Genomic DNA, 24,429 nt, shown 5'->3' with positions numbered 1-24,429 from the left:
CAAGGTTTACCCGTGAGCGAATTCGGCATTCAGCCCATCAGTATTGAGCAGGAGATCAAGAAGTCGTATCTTGAATACTCCTTGAGCGTCATCATTGGCCGCGCCATTCCGGACGTGCGCGACGGCCTCAAGCCTGTGCATCGCCGCATCCTCTTCGGCATGCACGAGCTCTCCAACACCTGGAACCGGCCCCATCTCAAGTCTGCCCGCGTGGTGGGCGATGTCATGGGTAAGTACCATCCCCATGGCGACGCCGCCATCTACGACGCCCTGGTGCGCATGGCCCAGCCCTTCTCCATGCGCGATGTGCTCGTGGACGGCCAGGGGAACTTCGGCTCCATTGACGGCGATTCCCCCGCCGCCCAGCGTTACACCGAAGTGCGCATGGCCAAGCTGGCCAGTGAAATGCTGGCCGACCTGGACAAGGAGACCGTGGACTTCCGGCCCAACTACGACGACTCCGAAAAAGAGCCCGTGGTGCTGCCGGCCAAGGTGCCGAACCTGCTGCTCAACGGCTCCTCCGGCATTGCCGTGGGCATGGCCACCAACATCCCGCCCCACAACCTGGGCGAACTGTGCGACGGCGTGCTTCACCTGCTGGACGACCCGGACTGCTCCATCGTGGACCTGATGCAGCACATCAAAGGCCCGGACTTTCCCACCGCCGGCCAGGTGTTCGCCGGCCAGGGCCTCTATGATGCCTACTGCACCGGCCGCGGCTCGGTGCGCGTGCGCGGGGTCATTCGCCAGGAGGAGCGCAAGAAGGGCTTCGAATCCCTGGTGATTACCGAACTGCCCTTTGCCGTGAACAAGACCTCCCTGGTGGAGAAGATCGCCTCCCTGGTCAACGACAAGAAGATCGAGGGCGTGAGCGACCTGCGCGACGAGTCCAACCGCAAGGGCATCCGCGTGGTGCTGGATCTCAAAAAGGGCGCCATGCCCGAGATCATCATCAATGCCCTGTTCAAGTACACCCCCCTGGAATCCAGCTTCGGGGTGAACATGCTGGCCGTGGTGGACAACCGGCCCAAGCTCCTGAACCTCAAGGACGTGCTGCGGCACTTCCTCTCTCACCGGCGTGAGGTGGTCATCCGCCGCACCCGCTATGAGCTGCGCAAGGCCGAGGACCGCGCCCACATCCTCGAAGGCCTGCGCATCGCCATCGACAACATCGATGAGATCATCGAACTCATCAGGACAAGCGCCAATCCGCCCGATGCCAAGGCCCGGCTTATCGAACGCTTCGTGCTTTCCGAAGTCCAGGCCCAGGCCATCCTTTCCATGCAGCTGCAGCGCCTCACCGGGCTGGAAGTGGAAAAGATCATCGAGGAATACGAAGAACTGCTCAAGCGCATCCAGTACCTCAAGAGCATTCTGGAAAGCCCCGAGGTGCTCAAGGGCGTCATCCGGGCCGAGGTGGAGGAAGTCCGGCAGCTGTACGTCACGCCGCGCAAGAGCGAGATCCTGCCCGACGACCTGAGCGAATTCGTCATTGAGGATTTGATTCCCGACGACGAAGTCATCCTCACTCTCTCCCGGCGGGGCTACATCAAGCGCACCACCCTGGACAACTACCGGGTGCAGGGTCGTGGCGGCAAGGGCGTGGCTGCCGTGCAAACCAGCGACGGCGACTTCATCCACACCTTCTGTGCCACATCCAACCACCAGACACTGCTGCTCTTTTCCAACAAGGGCCGCATGTATTCCGTCAAGGTGCATCAGGTGCCCGAGGGCAGCCGCACGGCCAAGGGCATGCACATCGCCAACCTGCTGCCCCTGGAGCGCGAGGAGTGGATTGCCACGGCGCTGACCATGCGCGAGTTCGTGGAAACCCGCGCCCTGCTCTTCGTCACCCGCAAGGGCGTGGTCAAGCGCTCGGAAGCCACCTTGTATTCCAACGTGCGCCGCGCCGGCATCATCGCCCTGAACCTGCGCGAGGACGACGAGCTGATCATGGTCCGCGAAGTGGGCGACACCGACGAATGCGTCCTCACCACGCAAAAGGGCCTGGCCATCCGCTTCCCGGTTAACGAAGTCCGCCTCATGGGCCGGGCCAGCGCGGGCGTCAAAGGCATGACCCTGGCCAGCAACGACGACGTGGTGGCCGGCGTCATCCTCAAGGCCGGCAACGGCGTGCAGGAGATTCTCTCCATCTCCAGCAACGGCTACGGCAAGCGCACCCTCATCGAGCATTACCGGCTGCAGTCCCGCGGTGGCAAGGGCGTGATCAACATGAAAGTCACCTCCAAGACCGGGGATGTCATCGGCGCCATGCCCGTGAGCGAAAGCGATGAACTCATCCTGCTGACCACGGCCAACAAGGCTATCCGGACCTCGGTGCGGGAAATCAGCCTGGTGGGCCGTGCCACCCAGGGCGTGCGCATCGTGCGCATGGACGAGAAAGACAGCGTGGCCGCCTTCGATCTGGTCCGGGAAACCCTTACCGACGCCTGTCAGGTGTAGCCATGCGGTGCCTTGCCCTTGCGTTGCTCGTGCTGCTCACCCTGGCCGCGGCCTGTGGTACGGAAAAGAAGGAACGCGCCCAGGCCGTGCAGCATCTGGTGGAAGCTCGCACGCAGTACATCAAGGGCGACTATGCCGAGGCGGAAAAGAAGTACGAGCAATACCTGCGTCTGGCGCCGGACGGCGAGTTCAGCTGGGAGGCCTGGAACCGGCGGGTGTACATCTGGCTCACCGTGCACCGCAACAGCGCCCAGGCTGCGGAACTGCTCAAGGAGATGGCCGTGGAGTTCTCGGACGAACCGGCCCGTCTGCCGCAGATCCTCCTGCAACTGGCCAACGCCTACGAGACCGCCGGAGAGCTGGCCAACGCCCTGGAGGCCTGGAAAGCCTATCTGGAGCTGGAGGAGCTGGACGCCATGAACGCCACCAGCGCCTACCACCACATGGCCCGGCTGGAGCAGGACCGTCGCGAGTACGATCAGGCCATGCACGCCCTGGACCGATGCATGGCCCTGGCCGACACGACGAACCAGACCCAGCCGGGCCCCCCGGCTGGGGCCCTGCGCGACCGGCAGTTGGAATGCCGCTACGAACAGGCCCGTACCCGGCTGCTGCAGCAGCGCTACGAGGATGCCCAGATCCTGCTGGACGCCCTGCTCAAGGAGCCGGGTTTTGACCCTGAATTGAACGCCACCGCCGGCTATGTGCTGGCGGAAATCTACCGCAACCAGAACAATCCGGATAAGGCCGTGGCGCTGCTCAAGGCCATTCAGGAGATGTACCCCAATCCTGGTGTGGTCAAGAGCCGGCTGGAGAAGATCGAGCAGTCCAAGAAATGAGGCCTGGAGGCGCGGCTTGATCTGTTGCGACAAGGCCGTTGCGAGAGGGAAACCCTCCTGAAAAAGGCTTCCCTTCTTGCAACGCTCTTTTTTCAACGATAACCGGCGTTATTGCAGCCGGGCGATGAGTTCCCGGGCCACCTTCTCCCCGGAGAGCAGCATGCCGCCGAAGATGGGGCCCATGCGATAGGAGCCGTGGGTGGCATTGGCGGCCATGCCGGCCACCCACATGCCGGGGAACACTTCCCGGGTATTGAGCACAGTGTCGGTCTCGGCCCGGCCGGCCCACATGGATTTCTCGCCCACCACGCCGCCGGTGGCGGTGTCCAGCTGCACATCATTCTTGCGCACCAGGGTGCGCAGCACTTCCATGTCGTGCCCGGTGGCTTCGATGACTGCCTTGCAGCCGATGGTCACAGGGTCCACGTGCAAGCCGGCGATTTCCACGGGCGAGGAATTGATCACCAGGCCGGTCACCCGGGCTCTGGGACCCTCGCCGCGCAGCATCACGTCTTCCACGCTCATGCAGTTGAAGATCTTGGCTCCGGCCAGGCAGGCCTTGGAGGCCAGGGTGGACGCCACGCTCACGGCATCGGCCACAAAGCAGCCGGGCTGGGCCTCGGTCAGGGGCACGCCGGCCTCGTCCAGCACGTGGCGGCTTTCCTCCTGCACCACCAGCATGTTCCAGGTCATGCCGCCGCCCCAGACGCCGCCGCCCAGGGAGAGCTTGCGTTCAAACAACGCCACATTCAGCCCGGCTTCGGCCAGTTTCCAGGCTGCAGTCAGGCCAGACGGCCCGCCGCCGACAATGGCCACGTCGCACTCGGTGGCGGCAAGGAACTTGTCGAAGTAGGCGCGGGCGATGACGCGGGTGGTGGCGATTTCGTCGAAGGGAAGCGATGCAGAAGCAGCAGAAGAAGAAGCCATGCGGATACTCCCAGGTTGCAGACGCAGCGTCCCGGAGAGTTCCTGCCTGCTGGCGGGGTGGATGATGAGACGATGCACCACAGCCCGCAGGGTCCGAATTTCCTCCGGCGGTACGAGCCGCGTCAGGTTCTATGGGTATGATCTCAGCCCGCCGGCATGGCCGGGGGGCACCCCAATCGGATTGCTGTGGGTGGTATCGCGTTTGGCGGAGAGTGGCAAGGGGAACGCAGGAGGCTCCCTGCCCGCCCTTTCGAAAAAGCTGTCAGTTACCTGAACATACAAAGGAAAGTCTTTGGGAAGGGAAGCTGCGGGAACCCCCATTCCAAAGACTTTTATTGTGATTCAAGATTGTTATTAAAGTTTTGGAAGGGGANTTTCCCCTCTCGCAATATCCTTTTTCAAGGTTAAAATGCGCTATTCCTCCGCCTGTTCGCCGGAGGTTTCCCCCAGCTCCCGCATGTAGCGGCAGCTCTTGTTGGGGCAGGCGATGTGCTCGCCCTTGGCCTTGGTGGTCTTGCGCACCAGCACCGGGGAATCGCACACCGGGCAGGGCTCGGGGATGGGCCAGTCCCAGAGGGCGAAATCGCACTTGGGGAAGGTGCTGCAGGAATAGAATATCTTGCCGCGCTTGGAGCTTTTTTCCACCAGATCGCCGGTGCAGCCCTCGCGCGGGCAACGCACGCCCGTGGAAAACGGCTCGGCGTGCTTGCACTTGGGGTAGTTGGAACAGGCAATGAACCGGCTGCCGGTGCGGGATTTCTTGATCACCAGATCATGCCCGCAATCCGGGCAGGTGCCCACTTTTTCCCATTGCACGGGTTCGGCTTGCACCACGGTGATGTTGCCGTTTTCGTCCCGGGTGAAGTTTTTTGTGTTGGAACAGTCAGGATAGCCCGTGCAGGCCAGAAACGGCCCGGCCTTGCCGAATTTCACCACCAGGGGCTTGCCGCACTGCTCGCAGATGAGCCCGGTTTCCAGCCCGGCCTTGACGCTCTGCATCTGCTTTTCGGCATCCTTGAGGGTGGCGTAAAAGCCGCCGGCAAACTGCTTGAGCAGGTCCACCCAGTTGGCATCGCCGTCGGCCACCTTGTCCAGGCGTTCTTCCATGCCGGCGGTGAAGTCCACATCCATCAGTTCCTTGAAATGCTCGGCCAGCAGATCGCTCACGGTTTCGCCCAGGTCCGTGGGGGCAAAGAGCTTCTTGTCCAGGCGGCAGTAGTCGCGGTCCAGAAGGGTGGAGATGATGGCGGCATAGGTGGAGGGCCGGCCGATGCCCTTTTCTTCCAGCTCGCGCACCAGGGAGGCTTCGGAGAAACGCGGCGGCGGCTGCGTGAATTTCTGCTCGCCCTGGAGCTTGACCAAGGCCAGCGCCTGGCCGGATTCCAGTTTGGGCAGCTCCTGGGTGGCGTCCGACTCGCGGGTGACGATCAGAAAGCCCGGGAAGAGCAGTCGCTCGCCCTTGGCCTTCCATTCCGTGTCTGCCGCGGCCACCAGCACGGTGGTGTCCCAGAAGCGCGCCGCAGCCATCTGCGAGGCCACGAAGCGTTCCCAGATGAGTTTGTAGAGGTGATATTGATCGCTGGGCAGGTCGCCCTTGAGGGAGTCCGGCCGGATGGTCAGGTCAACCGGGCGGATGGCCTCGTGGGCGTCCTGGGCGCCGCCCTTGGTCTTGAAGTGGCGGGGCTGGGGCGGATAGTATTCCGGCCCGAAGGCCTCGGTGATGAAGGCCTTGGCTGCGTCCCGGGCATCGTCGCTGATGCGTACGCTGTCGGTACGCATATAGGTGATGAGGGCCTGGGCGCCGCGCTCGCCAAGGTCCACGCCTTCGTACAGCCGCTGGGCCGTGCTCATGGTCTTCTTGGCTGGATACCCCAGCCGCTGGTTGGCGGCCTGCTGCAAGGTGGAGGTGATGAACGGCGGCGGCGGCGTGCGGGAGCGTTCCTTCTCCGTGACGTCCGAGACCGTGAACGAGGCCGCCTTCACCTTCTTTTCCAGGGCCGTGGCTTCGTCCTTGGAGCCGATCCTGGCCTTCTTGCCGCCAATCTTGGTCAATTCCGTGGTGAACTGGGGCGCGTCGGCATTTTGACCGGCAGCCAGCAGGGCCTTGAAGACCCAATACTCCTCCGGCACAAAGGCGCGGCGTTCCTTCTCACGGTCCACCACCAGCCGCAGGGCCACGCTCTGCACCCGGCCGGCGGAAATGCCGCGCTTGACCTTGCTCCACAGCAGCGGGGAAATCTTGTAGCCCACCAGACGGTCCAGAATGCGCCGCGCCTGCTGGGATTCAAAGAGTTTTGTGTTTATTTCGCGTGGATGCTCCAACGCTTCCTTGACTGCCCGGGGGGTAATCTCGTTGAACTGGATGCGCTGGATGTTGGGATTCTTGGCCTTGATGAGCTCGGCCACATGAAAGGCGATGGCCTCTCCTTCGCGGTCCGGGTCCGGGGCGAGGAACACCAGACGAGACTTGGCGGCCTGGCTCTTGAGTTTGTTGACGACCTTCTCCTTGCCGTCAATCACTTCATATTCCGGGAGAAAGTCGTTGCCTTCATCCACTCCCAGGCGGCGCGAGGGCAGGTCGCGCACGTGACCGACGCTGGCCTCCACTTCGTAGTTGGAGCCCAGGAACTTCTTGATGGTCTTCACCTTGGCCGGCGATTCGACGATGATGAGGTCTTTTGCCATGCGCAGGTAGATACGCACCGCCCCCTGCCTTGGCAAGTGATGCCTCGCCGCGGCGGAGCAGGCCCGGCTCTGGGACTCTGGAGAAAATGCAGAGCATCCTTCTTGTTTGATTCCATCTCATGCCTTTTGGCGCATTCGTTGCTTATCTCCTTCGCAGACGCCACGAGCGGTGGCGGTCCCCGTGTTTTTTTGCGGGCGACGTTTCGGATTCCGGCAGGCCGCCCCGGGCCAATCCGGACAGGATGTACAACTTTGTTTTGAAATGATGCATGATTATATTGACTGGAGGGATGCCGCATGATCCAGAACCTCGCCGCGTTGTCGCAGACGAGAACAGGAACCTCAGCCACGTCGGCGGAAGACGCGCGGCTGCGCCGTCGGATCACTGACGCCGTGTTCTCCAGCGGGGCCCAGAAATCCTGGGCCGAGAACCAGGCCAGCCGGCACGGTCTCTCCTTTGCCGACAAACTGTTCGGCTACAGTCAGGCCACCACCACGTCCACGGCGCAAGGGGACGCCATAGACGCCATCAAGTCCCCTTCCACCCGGCTGGACCGCAAGGCCCTCACCGTGGTGGCCCAGTTGCAGGAAGAATATGGGGACAACAAGCACGCCCTGCGCAAGCCGGTGAATCGGCCCGAGGGCGCAGCCAAAGACCTGCCCAACACCCATGTGTCCGGCATCCCCAAATCTGATACGCCACAGCCCCGCACGCGTGCCGCAGCGGCCCCGAAGGAGGAGGCCAAGGCCCTCCACTCCAACGACGGGCTGGTGCGCGGCTCGGTGCAGCGGTCCTACCGCAGTTCCCCCAGCTACGAGGCCCTGGCCCGGGAGCACAAGGAACTGCTGCAGGAGCGGATCAACGGCTTGAAGGAAGACAGTTTTCTGGAGGAGGATCCCCTGGAGCTGGGCGGCCTGGCCGCGCAGTTTGAATCCGGCCCCGAGGGCGTGGCGGCCATCGGCTATGACCGCGTGGGCGGCACCTCCTACGGCAAATACCAGATTTCTTCGCGTGCCGGCACCATGAGCCGGTTCATCGCCTACCTGCGCGAGGAAGAACCGGACTGGGCCAATCGTTTGACAGCCAGTGGCAAAGCCAACACCCGCGGCCGCCGCGGCGCCATGCCGGACACCTGGAAGGCCATCGCCAAGGAGAATCCGGCCCGGTTCGAGGCCCTGCAGGACGATTTCATCCTGCGCACCAACTACCACCCGGCCCGGGAGGCCATCATGGAGGCCACCAAGGTCGATGTCTCCAGTTGTTCCCCGGTGCTGCAGGACGTGCTCCACTCCACGGCCGTGCAGCATGGCCCGGGCGGCGCGTCCCGCATTTTCATCAGCGCCTTGCAGCGCACCGGAGCCACGCCGGACAAGGTGGCCGAAGAAAAGCTCATCGAGGAGATTTACCGCACCCGCAAGCGCAATTTCGGTTCGTCATCCTGGCGGGTGCGCCGGGCCGTGGCCGAGCGCCTGACCACGGAAAAGGACATGGCCATCGATCTGCTCAAGCAGGGGGCCATGCTGGCGGACAAGGACGCCTGACCCCTGTTCAGGCTCCGGCGTCTGCGTCCGTGGCGGCGGCCCACTGGGCTGCCAAAGCCCTGGCTCGTTGCGAATCGATCTGCCAGCCTTTCACCGGCGCCTGTTGCCCTTTGACGGCCTCCGGCTCCAGGGTGCGCGGCTGGGCCTGCAGGGCGGCATAAAACGCCTCGTTGCGCTGCGTGAGCTCCCAGGCCATGACCTGGCTGAAGAGCACGCCATCCACATCGCATTGTTTTTCCAGACGCGAGGCAAGGTTGATGGTGTCTCCCACGAAGGAGATTTCCAGCTCGTCCTCGCCGATGTTCAGCACCCAGATGCGGCCGGCGTCTATGCCCACGCGCGTGCCCGTCTCCACCACAAGGTTCATGCGTTCGGCCAGCCCGCCGAAGATGGTGTCGCCCAGGGCGATCATCTCCACCCCAAAGCGCACGGCGTTTTCAAAGGCTGCGTCGTCTGGCTGGGGATAGTTGAAGACCGCCAGCACTGAATCGCCGATGAACTTGTCCAGCACGCCGCCGCGCTCGCGCAGCAGTTCCCTGGCCCGCTTGTAATACTGGTAGAGATGCTCGTTGAGGATTTCCATGTCCGCAACCTTGACCAGCCGCGAGAAATTCTTGATGTCCGTAAAGACCACCACCACCTTGTCCAGACTTTGGCCAAAGTGGAAGAATTCCTCCTGACTTGTGCCGGAACGGGCGAAGGCTGCAGCCACCTGCGGCGGCATTTTGCGCACAATGGCCAGACGGGAGGCGTCCAGCTCCAGGACGCTTTGTTCCTCGTCGCGCAGGATGCGGGACACGCGGGCGCTTTTGGCGGCCACGGCCGGGGGCAGCGGCTGGTCCGGGCTTGTCCCCCGGGACCAGCCTGGTCGGGGAAGCAGCGGGGTCGAAGGAATGGCCTGGAGGGGGTGGGCCAGGGCGGCAGGGGCGTCGAATCCGGCTTCCAGATTCGAGGCCAGATGCGCTGTCCTGAGTTTTTCCGCCGCCGCCGGGGAGGTGATGGCCTTGGCGTCCGGCTCTGTCACCCCGATGTCGCGGGCGAACTGCTCCACCGTCTGCCAGGAGAGGATGGGCGCGATCTGCCGGTAATGCTGGCGAAACAGCGCTTCCTCATACGGATTCGGATGGTACGGCGTCAGCATGACGAAGCGGCGCAGGGGCAGCTGCGCGGCGCGGAGCTTTTCGGCCATGAGGTTGAACATGGCCGTGGGCACCTTGGAGCGGATGTCTACGGCGGTGAGGCCGTATTCCGGGTCATCATACAAATAATTGATGGAGTTTTGCAGGGCGAGGGGAATCCTGCGCATGGTCTTGCCCATGAGCGACAGCAGTGAGCCCACAGAGCTTTGCAAGGCGACATAATTGGAAATGGACACGGGCCAGATCCTGGTTTGCGTGGCGATTTCGCAAGCATATCGCAGTGCCGCCGGCAGGGCAAGGCCGGTTGGCCAATCAGGTGGCCTGCGTGTGCCGGGTGCGCACCAACTGCACGCGTCGTGGGGTGAACCCGAAGCGCTCGTACCAGTGCAGGGCACGGTCGTTCCCCGAGACCACAGCCACGGTGACGGGCGCGGCGTCCTGCTGTTCCAGCCAGTCCAGGGCATGACGCATGAGCACTTCCCCAAGCCCTGCGCCGCGGTGCGCAGCCTGGACGAAGATGGAATCCACCTCCCCGGCGCCGGAGGCTGCCACGCTGCCGATGCAAAACCCCACGGCGGCATCGTCCGCCATGGCCAGTTCCACACGCAGGCCGCCCTGGGCATGGGCCAGGATTTCCGCGGCCCGGTCCGCAAAGGGACGACACCGGAACATTGTGGCAAACACGGGCGCCACCTGGGCATGGTGCTCGCACAGCTCCACCCACAAGGGCTCCACGGCTGCCAGAAGCTCCGCGCCGCCTACCACATGCTGATATTCCCGCCATTCGGTCATGCGTTGTCTCGGGTGTCGCTGGTTCGGTCGTGCCGGACGCCATGCTGCAGGACCACACACGCGCACGCAGGCGCCGTGCGCCCTTCGGTTGCGTTCCGCGCAGGGACATACGCATTTTCCTGCAGTTCCGCCAGTGTTGCGATGGACTGGCAGGGCTGGTCGTAATCCCCCATCACGTCAGGTCCTGACCCTGGACATCGCTCTCCACCTGTGTTTTTCTGGGGTTGAGGGAGACACACCAATCCATCAGCGCGTGGGTCGTCGGGGTCCGGGGGGATGCCATGGATGGAGAGGCGACATACAAGGCCACGGAACAGGGAGACACTGTGCCCAGGGCAGCCACCAACGTCAGTCCCGGGAGGCCGGGGCGGACGCATTCGCTGAACTATCTCATTGTCATTCCACTTTCGTTGCTTGTTGTCGTCGCCATCGGGCTGACGTCGTTGCTGGTGTTCAAGGCCGCCCGCATGGCCGTGCATGACATGGCCCTGCAACTGCGGACCGAAGAACTGGCCCGGGTGCGTGACAAGCTGTCGGATTATCTGGCCGTGCCCCAGGCCGTGAACGAAAGCAATGCCCATGCCCTGCGTGCCGGGCTGCTGCGTCTGGACGATCCCGAAAGCGTGCAGCGCCATTTTTACGCCGTGCTCAGGCAGCATCCCGCCCTGGCCTATTCCTTTTTCGGCACCGTGGAAGGCGAGTTTTACGGCGCACGCCGGCTGCCGGACGGCACGCTGCAGATTGTGCGCGCCGGCAGGCAAACCGGTGGCGATTCCCATAATTATGTCACCACGCCCCTGGGTGACGCCGGGACCCTGGCGCAGGTGTACAAGAATTTCGATCCCCGCGTCCGCCCCTGGTACAAGGCCGGGGTCCAGGCCGCCGGCCCCACCTGGACACCACTGTACCGGCACTTCGTCATCAAGGATCTGGCCCTCACCGCGTCCCTGCCCTATTACGACGCGTATGGGGAGTTGGTGGGCGTGTTCGGGGTGGATTACGTCCTGGGCCTTGTGCATCGGTACCTGCAGTCCATCCAGGTCAGCCCCAACGGGTTGCTGTTCGTCATGGATCCCGCCGGCCAGCTGGTGGCCGCCTCGACCCTGGGAGGGCAGGACTTGATCCGCGAGGCGGATGGCTCCTTCCATCCCGTGGCGGCCAACGCCTCGGGCGTGCCGCGCATTGAGGAGGCTGCGCGCAGCCTGGAGCGCCTCCCCGGCGGTCTGGCCGGAGTGGACCAGCATGCCTTGCTGTCCTTTGAAAGCGAGGAAGAAACGCAGTACCTGCAGGCCGCGCGCATGACACCTGCGCCGGGGCTGGATTGGGTGCTGGCTGTGATCATGCCCGAGTCGGACCTGATGGGGGGCATCACCCGCATGACCAGATCCGTGGCCATGCTCGTCGGCGCAGTGCTGCTGCTGCTAAGCATCACCATTGGCGTGTTCATGGCCTCGCGCATCATCCGGCCCATCCAGACCCTCGGGCAGGACGCCGAAACCCTGGCCCAGGGCAACTGGCATATCGTGCCCCGGTTCACGGCCATCAAGGAGATCGATCAGGTTGCCGCGGCTTTCCGGACCATGGGCGGCCAGCTCCGGCAATTGTTCGACGAACTGACCACCCAGCAACAGCTGGTGGCCCGGCAGAACGAGGCCCTCGAACAACGGGTGGCCGAACGCACTGCCAGCCTGGATGAAGCCAACCACCGGCTGCGGGCGTTCTTTGAAAACATTCCCGGCCACATCAATGTGGTGGATACGGAATTCCGCATCATTGGCGCCAGCCGGGGCCTGCTCCGTGCCTTCGGCATTCAGGACGTCGATGAGGTGAAAGGCCTGCCCTGCTACGAGGCCTTCCAGGGCAGGCAGTCCCTGTGCGCGCATTGCTCCCTGCCGCAGTGCTTTGAGGAAAAGCAGCCCACGGTGCGCTATTCCACGCCGGAAGAGGAGGCCTTGACCGGACGGGCGTTCCAAATCTACAGCGGCCCTATTCTGGACGGCAAGGGCGAGCTCCTCGGCGGCATGGAGTATGTGGCCGACATCACCGACCTGCGCGCCATCGAAACACAGCTGGTCCAGGCCAAGGAGGCGGCCGAGGCCGCCAATCAGGCCAAAAGCGAATTCCTGGCCCGCATGAGCCACGAAATCCGCACGCCCATGAACGCCATCCTGGGCATGACCGAGCTGGCCCTGCTCACCGGCATGAACGCCGAACAGCGCGAATATCTGGACACGGTGCGCGTCGCCGCGGGGCATCTGCTGGAGGTCATCAACGATATTCTGGAGTTGTCCAAGATCGAGGCCAATCGGCTGGAGCTTTCGCCCACGCATGTGGATGCCCATCAGGCGCTGCAGGCGGTGGTGACCACCATGCGAGTGCAGGCGCAGGCCAATGGCCTTGCATTGGATCTGCACATCGACCCGACCGTGCCGCAGTTCCTGTATGTGGACATGCTCAAACTCCGCCAGATCATGGTGAATCTCATCGGGAACGCCATCAAGTTCACGCCTGCCGGGGGCATTGTCGTGCGGGTGAGCACGATACCCGGCGAGGAGTCGCCCTCCCTGCGCCTGCGCCTGGACGTGGAGGACAGCGGCATCGGTGTCTCCGAGGCCGCGCGCGCGAGCATCTTTGACGCCTTCACCCAGGAAAACGGCACCACCAGCAGGCAATACGGCGGCACCGGCCTGGGCCTTGCCATCTGCCGCCGTCTGACGACGCTCATGGGCGGAGAAATATGGCACGAACCCAGGCCCGGCGGCGGCAGCATCTTCTCGTGCACCCTCCTGGCCGCGCCGGGGGAAGCCGCCCTGGCCCGGGAACAGCAGGCGGAGCAATCGCCTGCCTCCGGCCCTGGTCTGCCCATGGATCACGCGGCGGGCTCTCCCTCGTTCCGGGTGCTCATCGTGGACGACACCCCCGTGAATCTCCGCCTGGCCGAACGCGTCCTGGCCAAATCCGGCCACACCTTCCGCAGTGCCTCCAACGGGCTTGAGGCCCTGGACGCCCTGCGGACCGACACGTTCGACATGGTGTTCATGGATGTGGAGATGCCGGGCATGAACGGGTTTGAGGTGACGGAACGCATCCGCGCCGGAGAGGCCGGCGAGGCGCAACGCCATATCCACATCATCGGCCTCACGGCGCATGCCCTCTCCGACTACCAGGCCAAGGGCATGGCGGTCGGCATGGACGACTATCTCACCAAGCCGTTCACCCTGGCCGCCCTGCGCGCCGCCATGGCCCGGGTGGACCCGGCCCGGGCAACGACCGGTGAGCCTGGACCCCGGAAACTCGAACAGCCAGCGCAGGGCCAGCTACTCGGCGTGTTGAACCTTGCTGCGGCCATCCAGCGTTTTGGCGGGGATACGGAGCTGCTGCAGGAAACCATCGTCCAGGTCATGGACGTGCTGCCCGGCAGGATGGCAAGCCTGCACACCGCCATACACCGTGGCGCGCAGGCCGATGCCGCGCGCGTGGTGCATTCCCTCAAGTCCAACCTGGCCATGATCGGTGCGGAGCAGGCGGCACAACAGGCAGAGCAACTGGAAGCAATGCTGGCCGCCGGCCAGTTGACCGAAGCCGAGCGCTGCATGGAACTGCTGACCCGGGGACTGCAACAGCTTCGCCAGGCGCTTGCCGCCCAGGAAGCCGCCGGCGAGCTCCTGGCCGGTCCGTTGGCATCACCGTCGAGTCCTGGGTCGGCAGATGAATCCTGACGTGTATGCCCTGCCCCTGTACATTGCCTCCCTGGTGGGGAGCATCGCCTTTGCCTTGTCCGGGTTTTTGGCGGGCGTGCGCAAGGACCTGGATCTGATGGGCCTCTTCATCCTGGCGTTCATCACGGCCAATGGCGGCGGCGTGATCCGGGATGTGCTGCTTTCCCGCCCGGTGGCCCTGATGCAGGATGCCGAACCGTTCTTCATCGCCGGCGGCGTGCTGCTGGTCGCGTCCATGCTGCGGCTGCACCGGCTGCAGCAGCTGGAAACCCGCTGGTATGTGGTCGTCAGCGACAGCATCGGGCTTGTTGCCTTCGGGGTGACTGGCGCCATGATCGGCATGGAGGCGCAGACGCATTTCTTCGGCGTCCTCTCCCTGTCCCTGCTCACGGCCGTGGGTGGCGGCGTGCTGCGGGACATCCTGGTGAACGAAAAGCCGGTGGTGCTGCACAGCGGGTTTTACGGTACCGTGGCCCTGGTGCAGGGCGGGGTGCTCTTTGTCTTGCAACAGGCCCATTGGCTGACGCCTGCCTCGCTGCTGCTGGTGGCCTGCGCCGCCCTGGCGCTGCGGCTGGTGGCCTTCACACGCCGCTGGAGCATCCCGAAGCTGCGGTGGGAATAGCGAACCCCGCCCTTTGCAGGCGGATTTCTCTGAAAAACAACCCCTATACGGGAAAAAAATTGCCGAGGACGCCATGGACGAGCAACACGCCATGATGATGGCCATTGAGGATCGTATCAGGCAGGGGAACTTCCGAAAAGATGTCTTGCAGTTAATGGATGATGATTGCAATGCCGTGCTGGAATTCGGGTACGGGGATGGCACCCTGCTCTTTGCCGCAAAGCTCCTGAAAGGCGCACAAAAGATTTATGGGATTGATGTGGCGCAGTCGGAGGCCAGCTCGCTTTTTGACGGCGCATGGCATCTCGACCTGAGCCGCGAAGAGAGCGAACTTGGTGACGAGTGGGCTGAAGCGTTTGACTGCGTCATCTCGTGTTGTGTCATCGAGCATGTGTATGATCCCTGGGCTGTGCTGTCCAAGTTGCGGAAGTATTTGAAGCCGGATGGTCGAATCATATTCGAAGTTCCCAATATACAATGCTGGGAAAGTTTGTACCGCATTGCAGTGGGCGAATTTCCCTATACATCTGGCGCGCATTTCGACTCTACGCATATTCGTTGGTACACCGTGCATAGCTTTGCGGAGATTCTTGAATTTGTAGGCTTTGAACTGGAAAGCGTGCTGCCGTTGACCTTTGGGGCGGATCTTTCCTTTTTGCAGCATGTGAATGAGCTGAAAACGATTACGCTTCCGCCGCCCGGGGTCAACTCCGATGCCCCACCAATAATCATGAAATTTCCGGTGGATATGAAGGCCATGTACCCGTTTTTCGTGGCGCCGCGCTTCATTTTCACCGCAAGGCGCGGCCCTGCCCCGCTGCGAGACCGAAAAGCAGGCTACCATGACGAATTTGAAGCGTTCCGGCTGCAGCATAGCAGCGGATGCCGTTTCATGGAGAAGATCATTGCCGATCCCGTCAATGCAGCGGTTGCGCGGCGATTGAGTGAGAAATTCAAGGTATCAATCCGGCATGTTTTGTAGCGCCTGGACTGGGACCAGTGGCGCATGAAGATTGTGTCCCTCTTGACCGCGGGCGGTTCGATAAAAAAGGCCGGAGCAGGCGAAATACTTCGCCGCCCCGGCCTGCCCCCCACTTCGCAGCGGTATTATTCCAGCGTGGCTGTGCCGTCGGATTGCAACGTCACTTTGCTGACCTTGCGCAGGTCCAGGTTCTTGAATTCGATCTGGGCGCCTTCGTCGTCCACGGCGGCCAGATCCCAGTTGTTGGCATCGCCCTTGATGTTGATGCGCAACCCTTCGCCGGGTTTCAGGATGTCGTCGCCCAGCAGGTCGTCGCCCCAGTCGTCAGCCTCGCTGGGCGAAAGACCCAGGCCGTGGATCTCAAAATTGGTGCCATTCATCACCACCACTTCCTTGGCCAGGGCCACCCCGGCGCACAGCAGGCACAGGAGCATTACAGCCAGGCCGGTGACAATACTTTTCTTCAACACAGGAATGTTCCTTTTCGTTATGGTGAATGGAGAACTGCTCAGGCCCCGACAATGCCGTATTCGGTGTATCGATTATTGGCATCCCTGCCTGGCTTCACGAACCAGTACAGCAGCACCACGCAGCCCAGTACGGTGAATGCCAGCAGGAACCACCATCCCGAGCGGTTGACGTCGTGCAGCCGGCGCACGCTTACCGCCAGGGAAGGCAACCAGGTGACCAGCATGATCAGAGAAGCGCCCAGTTGCATGCCTGGTTCCGCCGCCATCCCGCCGCCCATGGCGGAGTCCACGATCATGGCCGCCACGGAAAGCAACCAGGTGAAGAGTGTCCAATACCAGAACTCGGAACGCGAGGCCCGACCCTTGAACGTGGCATACTTGCCCAGACACGTCTTTATTGCGGTGACAAAATCCATATTCTGCACGGTCCTTGGGTTGAGTGGTTCAACGTGGCGGAACCTGAAATTGCCCAAGGCGAGGAAATAATCCATCGCGCAAAAGAATGAACGTGCAGAACAAGACCTCATCAAAAAGAGTGATTTGGATTATCTATTTAATATTTCAATATGTTCCACAGATCAAGCAAGGAAGTGCCGTCCTGTTTTGCACGATTTTTGACGTTGCCCCCTGGGTGCCAAACCCGGCGCCCAGGCTGTTTTCCCGTGCGTCCTGCGCGTACGGCAACCCTTCCGGAAAAGGAGATCGCATGCCCGTGCGTGCTGGCCGGCGTGTTCTGTTGATGTTGTTGATGCTCGTCCTGATACCCGCCATGGTGACTGTCCTTGGCCCTGTTTCCCTGCACGCCCAGGCCACGCAAGGCGCGCAAGACACGCAGGACGGCGGCCCCTTGAGCCCTGAGGCGGCCCGGCAATTCCTCCAGGAACATCCCGGCGTCTTTCTGATCGATTTGCGCACGGACCGGGAATTCTCCCTGGGCCACCTGCCCGGCGCCGTGAACATTCCGGCCCGGGAGCTGGAACCGCGGGCGCAGGAAGTCCCCGCCGGTCGGCCCGTGCTGGTGTATTGCGGCCTGGGCTTCCGTTCCGCTACCTCGCAACGGCAGCTTCGGCACCTGCGCCCGGATGTGGGCCCGGTGTATTACATCACGGGGCGGCCGATGTTCTAGAATATTTTAACCTTGAAAAAGGACATTGCGAGAGGGGAAACCTTTCGGAAAAGGTTCTCCCCTCTCGNAGAAAGGTTTTCCCCCGAGAACTCCTTTCAAAAGTAAAATGCCCTAGCCGTCCATGCGCTCGTTGATGAACAGGGCCATGAGCGCGCTGCGGCTGGGGGTGTTCGTCTTGCGCAAGAGATTGCGGATGTGCGTTTTGACGGTATGTTCGGAGATGAACAACCGTTCGCCCATGGCCTGGCTGCCCGTGCCCAGCATGATGAGCTCCAGCACCTCTTTTTCCCGTGGGGTCAGGCCGTATTTATCCACAAACCAAGCCAGACGGGGGACGGCGAGCACGCAGCCCACGGCGGTGGCATCGTTCCCGGGCACCGGCACGGCGCTTTCCACCCGCGTTTCGGAATAGCCGGCCATGGCCACCACATAGTGCACTTTTAACGAGAGATGACTGAACGTACAGCATAAAAACAAGGAAACCAGCAGGATGCAGGCCGTACCGGGATGGAAGACCTCCACAAAAATAAGCACGCCGAGGTACGCCCCGTGCTGCAGCAGGTACGGCAGACAACGCATCATGCCGTTCCACCGCAGGGTGCGGGCCAGGTGGGCCGCCACCACCGTGGTGAACAGAAACGCCCCGTGCCGGCCAATGATGTCCATGGAAAAGACCACCCAGTACATGGGCGTGCTTTGGGATGTGGCCGTGAGCGCCGGTGAGACAAGGCAAAAGGCCAGGAACGTGAGGAAGGTGACCACGCCAAAGCCTTTCTTGTCCAGCAGCAGCCCCGTCAGGGGATATGCCAGCCAGATATACAGACCGATTTCCCTCGGGATGGGGCTGTCCACCTTGTCGTAACGGAAAAACAGCACGTCCAGGAAGGAATCGAGTACAAAAAACACGGCGGTGATGCCGGCCAGGTACAGCAACGTTTTGCGGATCTGGGCCGGCGGGCTGGTGTCCATGGGGATTTGCTGCGCCGGTTCGATTTCGTGGTCCGTTCGCAGCAGGGCCGCCAGACCAAGGCAGAGCTGGGCGGCGGCCAGATAGAGCCCCAGGGCGAAACCGTCTCCCGGGGGGCGCATCAGCAGAAAAATCCAGAACACCTCCGCCGCCGCCAGGGCCAGGCCCATCATCAGCCCCTGCCGCCGCCGGGGTACGGCCTGAAAGAACCCCCGCAGCAGTCCCGGCAGTTGCATCCCGGCACACACCGAGCCCAGGCAGAACAGCACCTGCGCCCGCGTTGGCGTCTCGGCCTGTTCCCCCAGCAGGCAGGCGGCAGCCCCCAGCATCGCCAGGGTGACTGCCACCCCCTTGCGCCACCTGCCCGTGCGCAGGGGAAGCGCCACTCCGTCCAGCGCCCCGGCCACCAGCACGCCAGCCAGATTGGCGCCCAGCATCCATTCAATGGGCTGCGCCATGCCGGCATAGGCCCGGCCGGCGGAATAACAGACATATTCGAAGACGAAGAAAGCGGCCAAGCCCAGCATGCCGGCCACAGTGGTGCGTGTCATACGGTCATCTTCCTGTGGGGTCGCGTCTGAACTAGGCTGCTTTTCACGCTGGGCTGTCGATGTCAATGCGGACGTGCTGGCGTCCCCAAGGGGATTTGAACCCCTGCTACCGGCGTGAGAGACACGTTGCAGCCCCGCACCCCCCAATGATTTGAGCTAGTTATTCCGGCACAGAGATGCCTCAGGTACATGCAGATGCATGGCTGGGGATGCCCACCCTGCGTGGGCAGTTGCCCCTGTAAAGGGCGTGTCCTGCCCCGACAGGGGGTGGTCCGAGATGCTCTGGCTCGTGTGACCTGCTCACTGTTTGTCGGGGCCTCATCATGTTCTGTGGGAGGACATGCTGGGCTTTTGTAGGCAAATAGTCAGTAATAGCTGGGTGTTGCGTGGCTATCTGTGGCGATTTCCGGTTGACGCCATGTCCAAGTTGGTGTATATAAACGTCACCGGACGGCAGATAATTGCTCGAAGCAAGCGCTTCCAACGGGCCCGGCGATCACCATATTCCAGATATTCCCGGACGTCTTTTTCCGTTTTGCCGAAGTGGCGATGGTAGACGGGTTCGGGGATGTTCTTCACCAGGACTATGATGTCGTTTATAAACCGCCCGCCGCAGATGTAGCCTATTCCAAGGGCTTCGGCCGAACTGAAGAGAGAGCCCGGTCAGGCAGTCGATTATGACCTGGACACCCTCGATGAAATGGCTTTATTGGCGTTGCGCTTGTTACTCCATTCCTCCACCCGTTGGGTGCCGACAGTTTGAATTTCGACTGGTTTTTTAAATAATATCAGATAGATGCCCAGTTGAAAATTGCAGTAATGCCAAAATAAATCGCTCAGATTAGGTACGTGTCTGCACTTGTTCGAGTCGGCGCGAAACTCAATGGAAGAAGTGCGTATGAAAATCATGGTCTTGGGTCTTCTAGCGCTTTGCATCATGTCGTTGCAGGCCTGCGAAAAGCGATCACAGAATCCACCTGAACTCAAAACAGCCAACCCGGAAAGCGTCGGGATATCTCCCCAGAAGCTCGCGGCCATCGACAATTTGATCGAAAAGGCAATTGATGAGCACATTGTTCCCGGTACGGTCGTTCTGGTGGCAAAGGACGGCAAGGTTGTTTACCACAAGGCCTTCGGTCGGGCCAATCTCGACCGTCCGATGAGCACGGAGACCATTTTCCAGATATATTCCTGCAGCAAGATTGTCACCAGTATTGCCGTCATGCAATTGGTGGAGCAGGGCAAATTGCATTTAGATGATCCCATCTCAATGTATATTCCCGAATTCGCTTCCGTCAGCGTCAAAGAGACGCTGCCCGAGGGCTCCAACCCGCCTTTCCGACTCGTGCCGGCGCGAAGCGCGCCCACCCTGCGCCAAGCCTTGTCTATGACCACAGGCATTGTGGGGTACATGGATACCAGCGTCATCCATTACGGTGTGGACATCGGCATAGGCGACCCGGATTTTGACCTAGCAGAAAATACGCGCCGTCTGGCCAGGATGCCGCTGGAGTTCCATCCTGGCACCCAATTCGGCTATGGCTTGAGCAACGATGTGGCCGGAAGAATTATTGAGGTCGCTTCGGGGATTAACCTTGCCGAGTATTACCAGAAACATATCTTCGGCCCCTTGGGAATGCAGGACAGCTTTTTCTATCCACCGGTAGAAAAAGCCTCGCGTGTGGCCCCTTCCTGGGAGGGAGACGGGCGCAGGCTGACCGGCAAGGTCGTTCCCTATGCGTTCAAGAACCGCAGGCTGTATTCGTCAGGCAACGGCCTGTTCACCACCACATCCGATTACGCCCGGCTGGGACAGATGCTTCTTGACGGCGGAGAGTACGAAGGGGTGCGAATTCTGAAACCCGAGTCAGTCAACGAGATTCGCACGAACCAGATCAGCGAGTTGCAAGGGTTGGAAGATTTCGTGTTTTTCCAGAAGGGGTATGATCGGTATGGACTGGGCTGCTTCATCAACGGCAAGGAAAGCGTCCGTGACCCCGGCTCCATCAGCGTCTTGGGCCTGGGGGGCAAGAACCTGGACCTGAACTTCGAGCGCAGGCTGATGGTCCTGATTATGCAAACTGTCTTCCCTCCCAAGCTCGCCTGGGAGATTTCCGAAGAGGTGTCGCGCCTTGTCACCGCCGCGATCAAATAAACCGCCATGACGCTGCGCAACACCATACTCATCAGGATGTTCCTCCTGATCTGCGCCCTTGCCCTTGCCCTTTCCGCAGTCTTCTTCTGGATATTCAGCAATGACGTACGACAACGCGCCCAGAAAACAGTTGATGCGACCTTCGCGTTTTTTGAGGACAGCCTGCAGCGCAGGCAACGGGATATCACCCGTGAGGTCGAGAAGGTTCACCAGCCGATACATGCTGGACTTCTTCAAGAGGCTTTGGAGCATAACGGGAAACCGGTCCAGCATGACGACGCTGCAAGCTTCCGGATTGCCGACATTGTGGCCGCTACCCAGCCGTTGGCGGATCAGCTTTTCGCATTGGCCGAGGCCTTGGGAACGCGGGGGATACGGATCGCCTTATACAACCAACAGGGCACGCTGCTGCTGCTTTTTTTTAACGATGCCCCGAGGTACTATACTGTAGGTCTCTACCTGCCGGAATTCGCACCCGGACGTCTGCTCGTGCAACGCCGCGTGATCGTGCAGGCCGAAGGCTCGGTGACGCAGGTCGTCCAAGACGAGCAGCGTCTCCTGACTCCATCGATCCTTGGGAACATGGATTTCGTCGCCCTTCCGCCGGGGCAGGCGGAACAAGTCCAGAGAGCAGTCGTGGCTGGATATCCCCAGGGACAATTCGCCCTACTCGACCAAATGCCCGCCTTGCAATTGCTGATTCCGGTGCATGGCACGCCATCCAAATTCAGCTACTTTGCATTGAGCACCAGTTCCAACAACGATGAAACAAACAGCGGGCTGCTGGAATTGACTCTGCAGATGACGCCCGGCGACATCCAGCATGTCGCGGCGCTGACCCACACCCAGATCAATGCCTTCGTGGAAGGCGAATTTTCCTGCGGCACACTGGAGACCTATCCAAAGCTTGAAAGCACCCCCCCTGTGCCAGTCGGCTTCAACGAATTCATCAAAAAACCAAAGGCCAGTCCCGTCGTATCCAGAAACGCTGGCGGGCAAAGTTATTATGAAAGCCTGATGACCTTCGGCAACAGCGAGGGCCCGGTGGCGACCATCGCTGTGCTGCTTCCCAGAGATGCAGAGCTACGAGCCACACTGATTTTGTTGTTGAGCATAGGGGGCGCGGGCCTGCTATTTGTGCTGCTGGCCGGTGCGGAGGCGGTCCGTGTCAGTCGGATGGTCTCCGATCCGATCAGCCGTTTAGTTACTGCCATGCAACGGCTGGCCAGGGGGGAGGTCGCCCTGGTAGAGGAACTCGATAACCGCCCCGGACAGGCTGGTATTGCCGAGGTGCGTCACATGAATCATGCCCTGCATGTTCTTATGCGCACCAATGCCGAAACCATCGCCCTGGCCGAAGCAATAGCCGCTGGCGACTTTCTAGCACAGGTCACGCCCCGCTCCCCCCAGGATCGGATAATGCTTTCTTTAAACGCCATGGTGCAGCAGTTGTACAAGCATCAACGTCTCACCACCCAGGCCATCGAAGAGGCACGGGTCGCCAATCTGACCTTGGCAGATGCCAATTCCAAGCTTGAGGCGTTGAGCAGTACCGATGCGCTGACCGGAATCGCCAACCGGCGGCGGTTCGATGAAACCCTGGAGAGGGAATATGCCAGACATGTCCGCTCAAAGGCAGAGATGTCGCTCATCCTGCTGGATGTCGACTATTTCAAGCGCTACAACGATTATTACGGCCACCAACAAGGCGACGAATGTCTGCGCCGTATCGCCAGGGTGTTGTCAGAATGCGCCAAGCGTCCTTCCGATCTTGTTGCCCGCTATGGTGGAGAGGAGTTCGTCTGTATCCTTCCTGACACAGACATCAGCGGAGCAATTTATATTGCAGAGTGCATACGACATAATGTCATGGCACAGGCCATTCCCCATGCGCGATCGGAAGTTGCCGACTGGGTAACTGTTAGTCTGGGCGTCACGAGCTCGCGTTACCACTCCGGAACGTCTCCAGCTCATTTGCTTGAGCAGGCGGACCAATATCTGTACCGAGCCAAAAACGCCGGGAGAAACCGGATTGAAAGCCGCCATTCTGATGCGCCTTGAGCTGGACGGGGTCGTCATGTTGAGAAGAAATTTACATATAATATCCCGTAATATCAAGGTAAAAATCCTAAGCCACCTGTGAAAACTTCACGGTTTGATGCCCCTGGCTGTACGAAAGTCCAGACCGCCCAGAAGCCAGGCGAGCTCTCGCCCCTGGATGCGTAAAACATCGTCCGGTGTCTCTGGCCAGCGGAACCGTTCGCGCTCCAGACCATCTGCCAGACTGACGGCTACTCTGGGTACAACGCCCTGGGCGAGCGTAAAGGCATCCGCCATGTCGGCTGTCTTGCCCACGTGCGCCGTAAGTTTCACGATGTGACCAAGGCTGGCGGGGGGAAGAGTACTCATGCTGCGATAGGTCAGCTGTGACAGATGACCTGGGACTCCTGCTTCTTCGTGTGGAAAACCCTGGACGATGCTTCAGACTTTTGCCCCTGGACACAGCTCGGCGCCAGTGCAGGAAAAAATACAGCCGATGATGCACAAGACACCGTCGATTTGAACTGGTGTCAGGGGGGGGTGGGATGCGGACGTGATGCGGCCAGCACGAAAAAAGCCTTGCACGGAGTGTGCAAGGCTTTGATTTCGGTGGCGTCCCCAAGGGGATTNCAGGCTAGACGATGGGGACGCGATGCCGGTTGCCGCCGATGACTCCAACACTACAGCCAGACCTGCCCAACGGCAGAACGAAAGCCATCTTTGCGACGGGAGACGAAATAAAAAGATGCGGGCCATTCGTCAAGGAAAAGTTGCGATGCGGTCGGGCCTGTGGATGGTTGCCTGCAGGAAGGTGGAAGGAAAGAATTCGGCTTCCATGCCATTCGCCTCCTGACGGCCAGCATCATGTACCGCGAAGGCCAGCCGGTGGCGGTGATTCAGGCCGTGCTGCGTCACAAATCACCCCAGACGACGACGCGGTATTTGCAGTCCCTGGGATTGAAACAGACGCACGAAGCAATGGAGGCGGTGGTGGGGCAGCGAGGGCCGGGGAAGGTGGGGACGGTGCGGGAGATGGCGGAGGGGCAACCGTGAAAAGTTTGGAAATCACAGCCATCGGCCTATCAACGACTATTTTTCTTCTATAGCAATATTCGAGCTAAAATAGTGTTGGAAATTATTGTCTAGTAGATGTATGTTCAGCTAACCGGAAAAATGGCGAAGAGTTGCAATCCTGGTCTTCTGAAGCGCTTTGTTATCGTAAGTGATAAGGTTTAATGTTATTAGCCTATATTTTTTATGTAATAAGAGTTCGACCATCATGTTTCGATCAGATATGCATGGTTACGGCCTCATACGACGGAGTACCAATGACGCAAACTACAATCCCTACGTGTCATATAAACCAAGCCAAAACATGTGTCGCCAAGTGGCTAGCCCGCATATTGCATG

Annotated in this window: 17 protein-coding genes, 1 pseudogene and 1 riboswitch; of the genes and pseudogenes, 11 read left to right on the top strand and 7 right to left on the bottom strand. The window is 61.0% G+C overall.

Annotation, left to right across the window (positions count from 1 at the left end; translation table 11 throughout):
• Window positions 1-12: 12 nt before the first annotated feature.
• Window positions 13-2,463, top strand: coding sequence for a DNA gyrase subunit A (gene gyrA, locus DGI_RS05400; protein ID WP_021759769.1), 2,451 nt, complete (start codon window positions 13-15; stop codon window positions 2,461-2,463).
• Between the two features lie 2 nt (window positions 2,464-2,465).
• On the top strand, window positions 2,466-3,302 hold the full coding sequence (locus tag DGI_RS05395) for a tetratricopeptide repeat protein (RefSeq protein ID WP_021759767.1): 837 nt from the start codon (window positions 2,466-2,468) through the stop codon (window positions 3,300-3,302).
• 108 nt (window positions 3,303-3,410) lie between these two features.
• On the opposite strand, the gene DGI_RS05390 is transcribed toward DGI_RS05395, so the two are convergent.
• Together DGI_RS05390 and topA are read right to left on the bottom strand one after the other, a co-directional pair.
• Window positions 3,411-4,229 (bottom strand): sulfide-dependent adenosine diphosphate thiazole synthase, encoded by an 819-nt coding sequence (locus tag DGI_RS05390; protein WP_021759765.1) that lies wholly within the window; start codon window positions 4,227-4,229, stop codon window positions 3,411-3,413.
• An 81-nt stretch (window positions 4,230-4,310) separates the two neighbouring features.
• Window positions 4,311-4,414: riboswitch (TPP riboswitch) on the bottom strand.
• 229 nt (window positions 4,415-4,643) lie between these two features.
• Window positions 4,644-6,914: a type I DNA topoisomerase gene (gene topA, locus DGI_RS05385; RefSeq protein ID WP_021759761.1), complete on the bottom strand. Its 2,271-nt coding sequence runs from the start codon at window positions 6,912-6,914 to the stop codon at window positions 4,644-4,646.
• 297 nt (window positions 6,915-7,211) lie between these two features.
• Between topA and DGI_RS16975 the strand changes: the two genes are divergently transcribed.
• Entirely contained in the window at window positions 7,212-8,456 is a 1,245-nt protein-coding gene (locus DGI_RS16975) for a VgrG-related protein (RefSeq protein WP_051286561.1), read from the top strand.
• Between the two features lie 7 nt (window positions 8,457-8,463).
• Here the strand turns inward: DGI_RS16975 and DGI_RS05375 are convergent, their stop codons facing one another.
• Together DGI_RS05375 and DGI_RS05370 are read right to left on the bottom strand one after the other, a co-directional pair.
• On the bottom strand, window positions 8,464-9,831 hold the full coding sequence (locus tag DGI_RS05375; protein ID WP_021759755.1) for an adenylate/guanylate cyclase domain-containing protein: 1,368 nt from the start codon (window positions 9,829-9,831) through the stop codon (window positions 8,464-8,466).
• A 76-nt stretch (window positions 9,832-9,907) separates the two neighbouring features.
• Window positions 9,908-10,387, bottom strand: a complete 480-nt coding sequence (locus DGI_RS05370) for a GNAT family N-acetyltransferase (RefSeq protein WP_021759753.1) — start codon at window positions 10,385-10,387, stop codon at window positions 9,908-9,910.
• 281 nt (window positions 10,388-10,668) lie between these two features.
• On the opposite strand from DGI_RS05370, the gene DGI_RS05365 reads away from it, so the two are divergent.
• The 3 genes from DGI_RS05365 (at window position 10,669) to DGI_RS05355 (ending at window position 15,710) form a co-directional block, all read left to right on the top strand.
• Complete coding sequence (locus tag DGI_RS05365) at window positions 10,669-14,106, top strand: response regulator (RefSeq protein ID WP_051286559.1); 3,438 nt, start codon at window positions 10,669-10,671, stop codon at window positions 14,104-14,106.
• Window positions 14,096-14,728 (top strand): trimeric intracellular cation channel family protein, encoded by a 633-nt coding sequence (locus tag DGI_RS05360; protein WP_034607650.1) that lies wholly within the window; start codon window positions 14,096-14,098, stop codon window positions 14,726-14,728. Before DGI_RS05365 ends, DGI_RS05360 begins: the two co-directional genes overlap by 11 nt.
• Window positions 14,729-14,801: 73 nt before the next feature.
• The gene (locus tag DGI_RS05355) at window positions 14,802-15,710 is read left to right on the top strand and encodes a class I SAM-dependent methyltransferase (RefSeq protein WP_021759747.1); all 909 of its coding nucleotides are present in this window, start codon (window positions 14,802-14,804) and stop codon (window positions 15,708-15,710) included.
• Window positions 15,711-15,835: 125 nt separating this feature from the next.
• Here the strand turns inward: DGI_RS05355 and DGI_RS16970 are convergent, their stop codons facing one another.
• Window positions 15,836-16,180: a hypothetical protein gene (locus tag DGI_RS16970; protein WP_021759746.1), complete on the bottom strand. Its 345-nt coding sequence runs from the start codon at window positions 16,178-16,180 to the stop codon at window positions 15,836-15,838.
• A 38-nt stretch (window positions 16,181-16,218) separates the two neighbouring features.
• Complete coding sequence (locus tag DGI_RS05345) at window positions 16,219-16,596, bottom strand: DUF805 domain-containing protein (RefSeq protein WP_021759744.1); 378 nt, start codon at window positions 16,594-16,596, stop codon at window positions 16,219-16,221.
• Window positions 16,597-16,886: 290 nt separating this feature from the next.
• Between DGI_RS05345 and DGI_RS16965 the strand changes: the two genes are divergently transcribed.
• Entirely contained in the window at window positions 16,887-17,306 is a 420-nt protein-coding gene (locus DGI_RS16965) for a rhodanese-like domain-containing protein (protein ID WP_051286558.1), read from the top strand.
• Window positions 17,307-17,417: 111 nt separating this feature from the next.
• Here DGI_RS16965 and DGI_RS05335 read toward each other — a convergent pair whose 3' ends face one another.
• Window positions 17,418-18,824: a helix-turn-helix domain-containing protein gene (locus DGI_RS05335; RefSeq protein WP_027193153.1), complete on the bottom strand. Its 1,407-nt coding sequence runs from the start codon at window positions 18,822-18,824 to the stop codon at window positions 17,418-17,420.
• 898 nt (window positions 18,825-19,722) lie between these two features.
• On the opposite strand from DGI_RS05335, the gene DGI_RS05330 reads away from it, so the two are divergent.
• The 4 genes and pseudogenes from DGI_RS05330 (at window position 19,723) to DGI_RS05315 (ending at window position 24,072) form a co-directional block, all read left to right on the top strand.
• On the top strand, window positions 19,723-20,979 hold the full coding sequence (locus DGI_RS05330) for a serine hydrolase domain-containing protein (protein WP_051286556.1): 1,257 nt from the start codon (window positions 19,723-19,725) through the stop codon (window positions 20,977-20,979).
• Window positions 20,980-20,985: 6 nt separating this feature from the next.
• Window positions 20,986-23,040, top strand: coding sequence for a GGDEF domain-containing protein (locus DGI_RS19000; RefSeq protein ID WP_021759739.1), 2,055 nt, complete (start codon window positions 20,986-20,988; stop codon window positions 23,038-23,040).
• Between the two features lie 219 nt (window positions 23,041-23,259).
• Window positions 23,260-23,394 (top strand): annotated as a pseudogene (locus DGI_RS17825) (IS66 family transposase); the annotation flags it as partial.
• 414 nt (window positions 23,395-23,808) lie between these two features.
• On the top strand, window positions 23,809-24,072 hold the full coding sequence (locus tag DGI_RS05315) for a tyrosine-type recombinase/integrase (RefSeq protein ID WP_021759737.1): 264 nt from the start codon (window positions 23,809-23,811) through the stop codon (window positions 24,070-24,072).
• Window positions 24,073-24,429: the final 357 nt, after the last annotated feature.

It is taken from the genome of Megalodesulfovibrio gigas DSM 1382 = ATCC 19364 (assembly GCF_000468495.1).
In the GTDB taxonomy this organism is placed as follows: domain Bacteria; phylum Desulfobacterota; class Desulfovibrionia; order Desulfovibrionales; family Desulfovibrionaceae; genus Megalodesulfovibrio; species Megalodesulfovibrio gigas.
The sequence above is the reverse complement of the archived record's forward strand: the minus strand, read 5'-3'. Positions and strand labels throughout refer to the sequence as shown.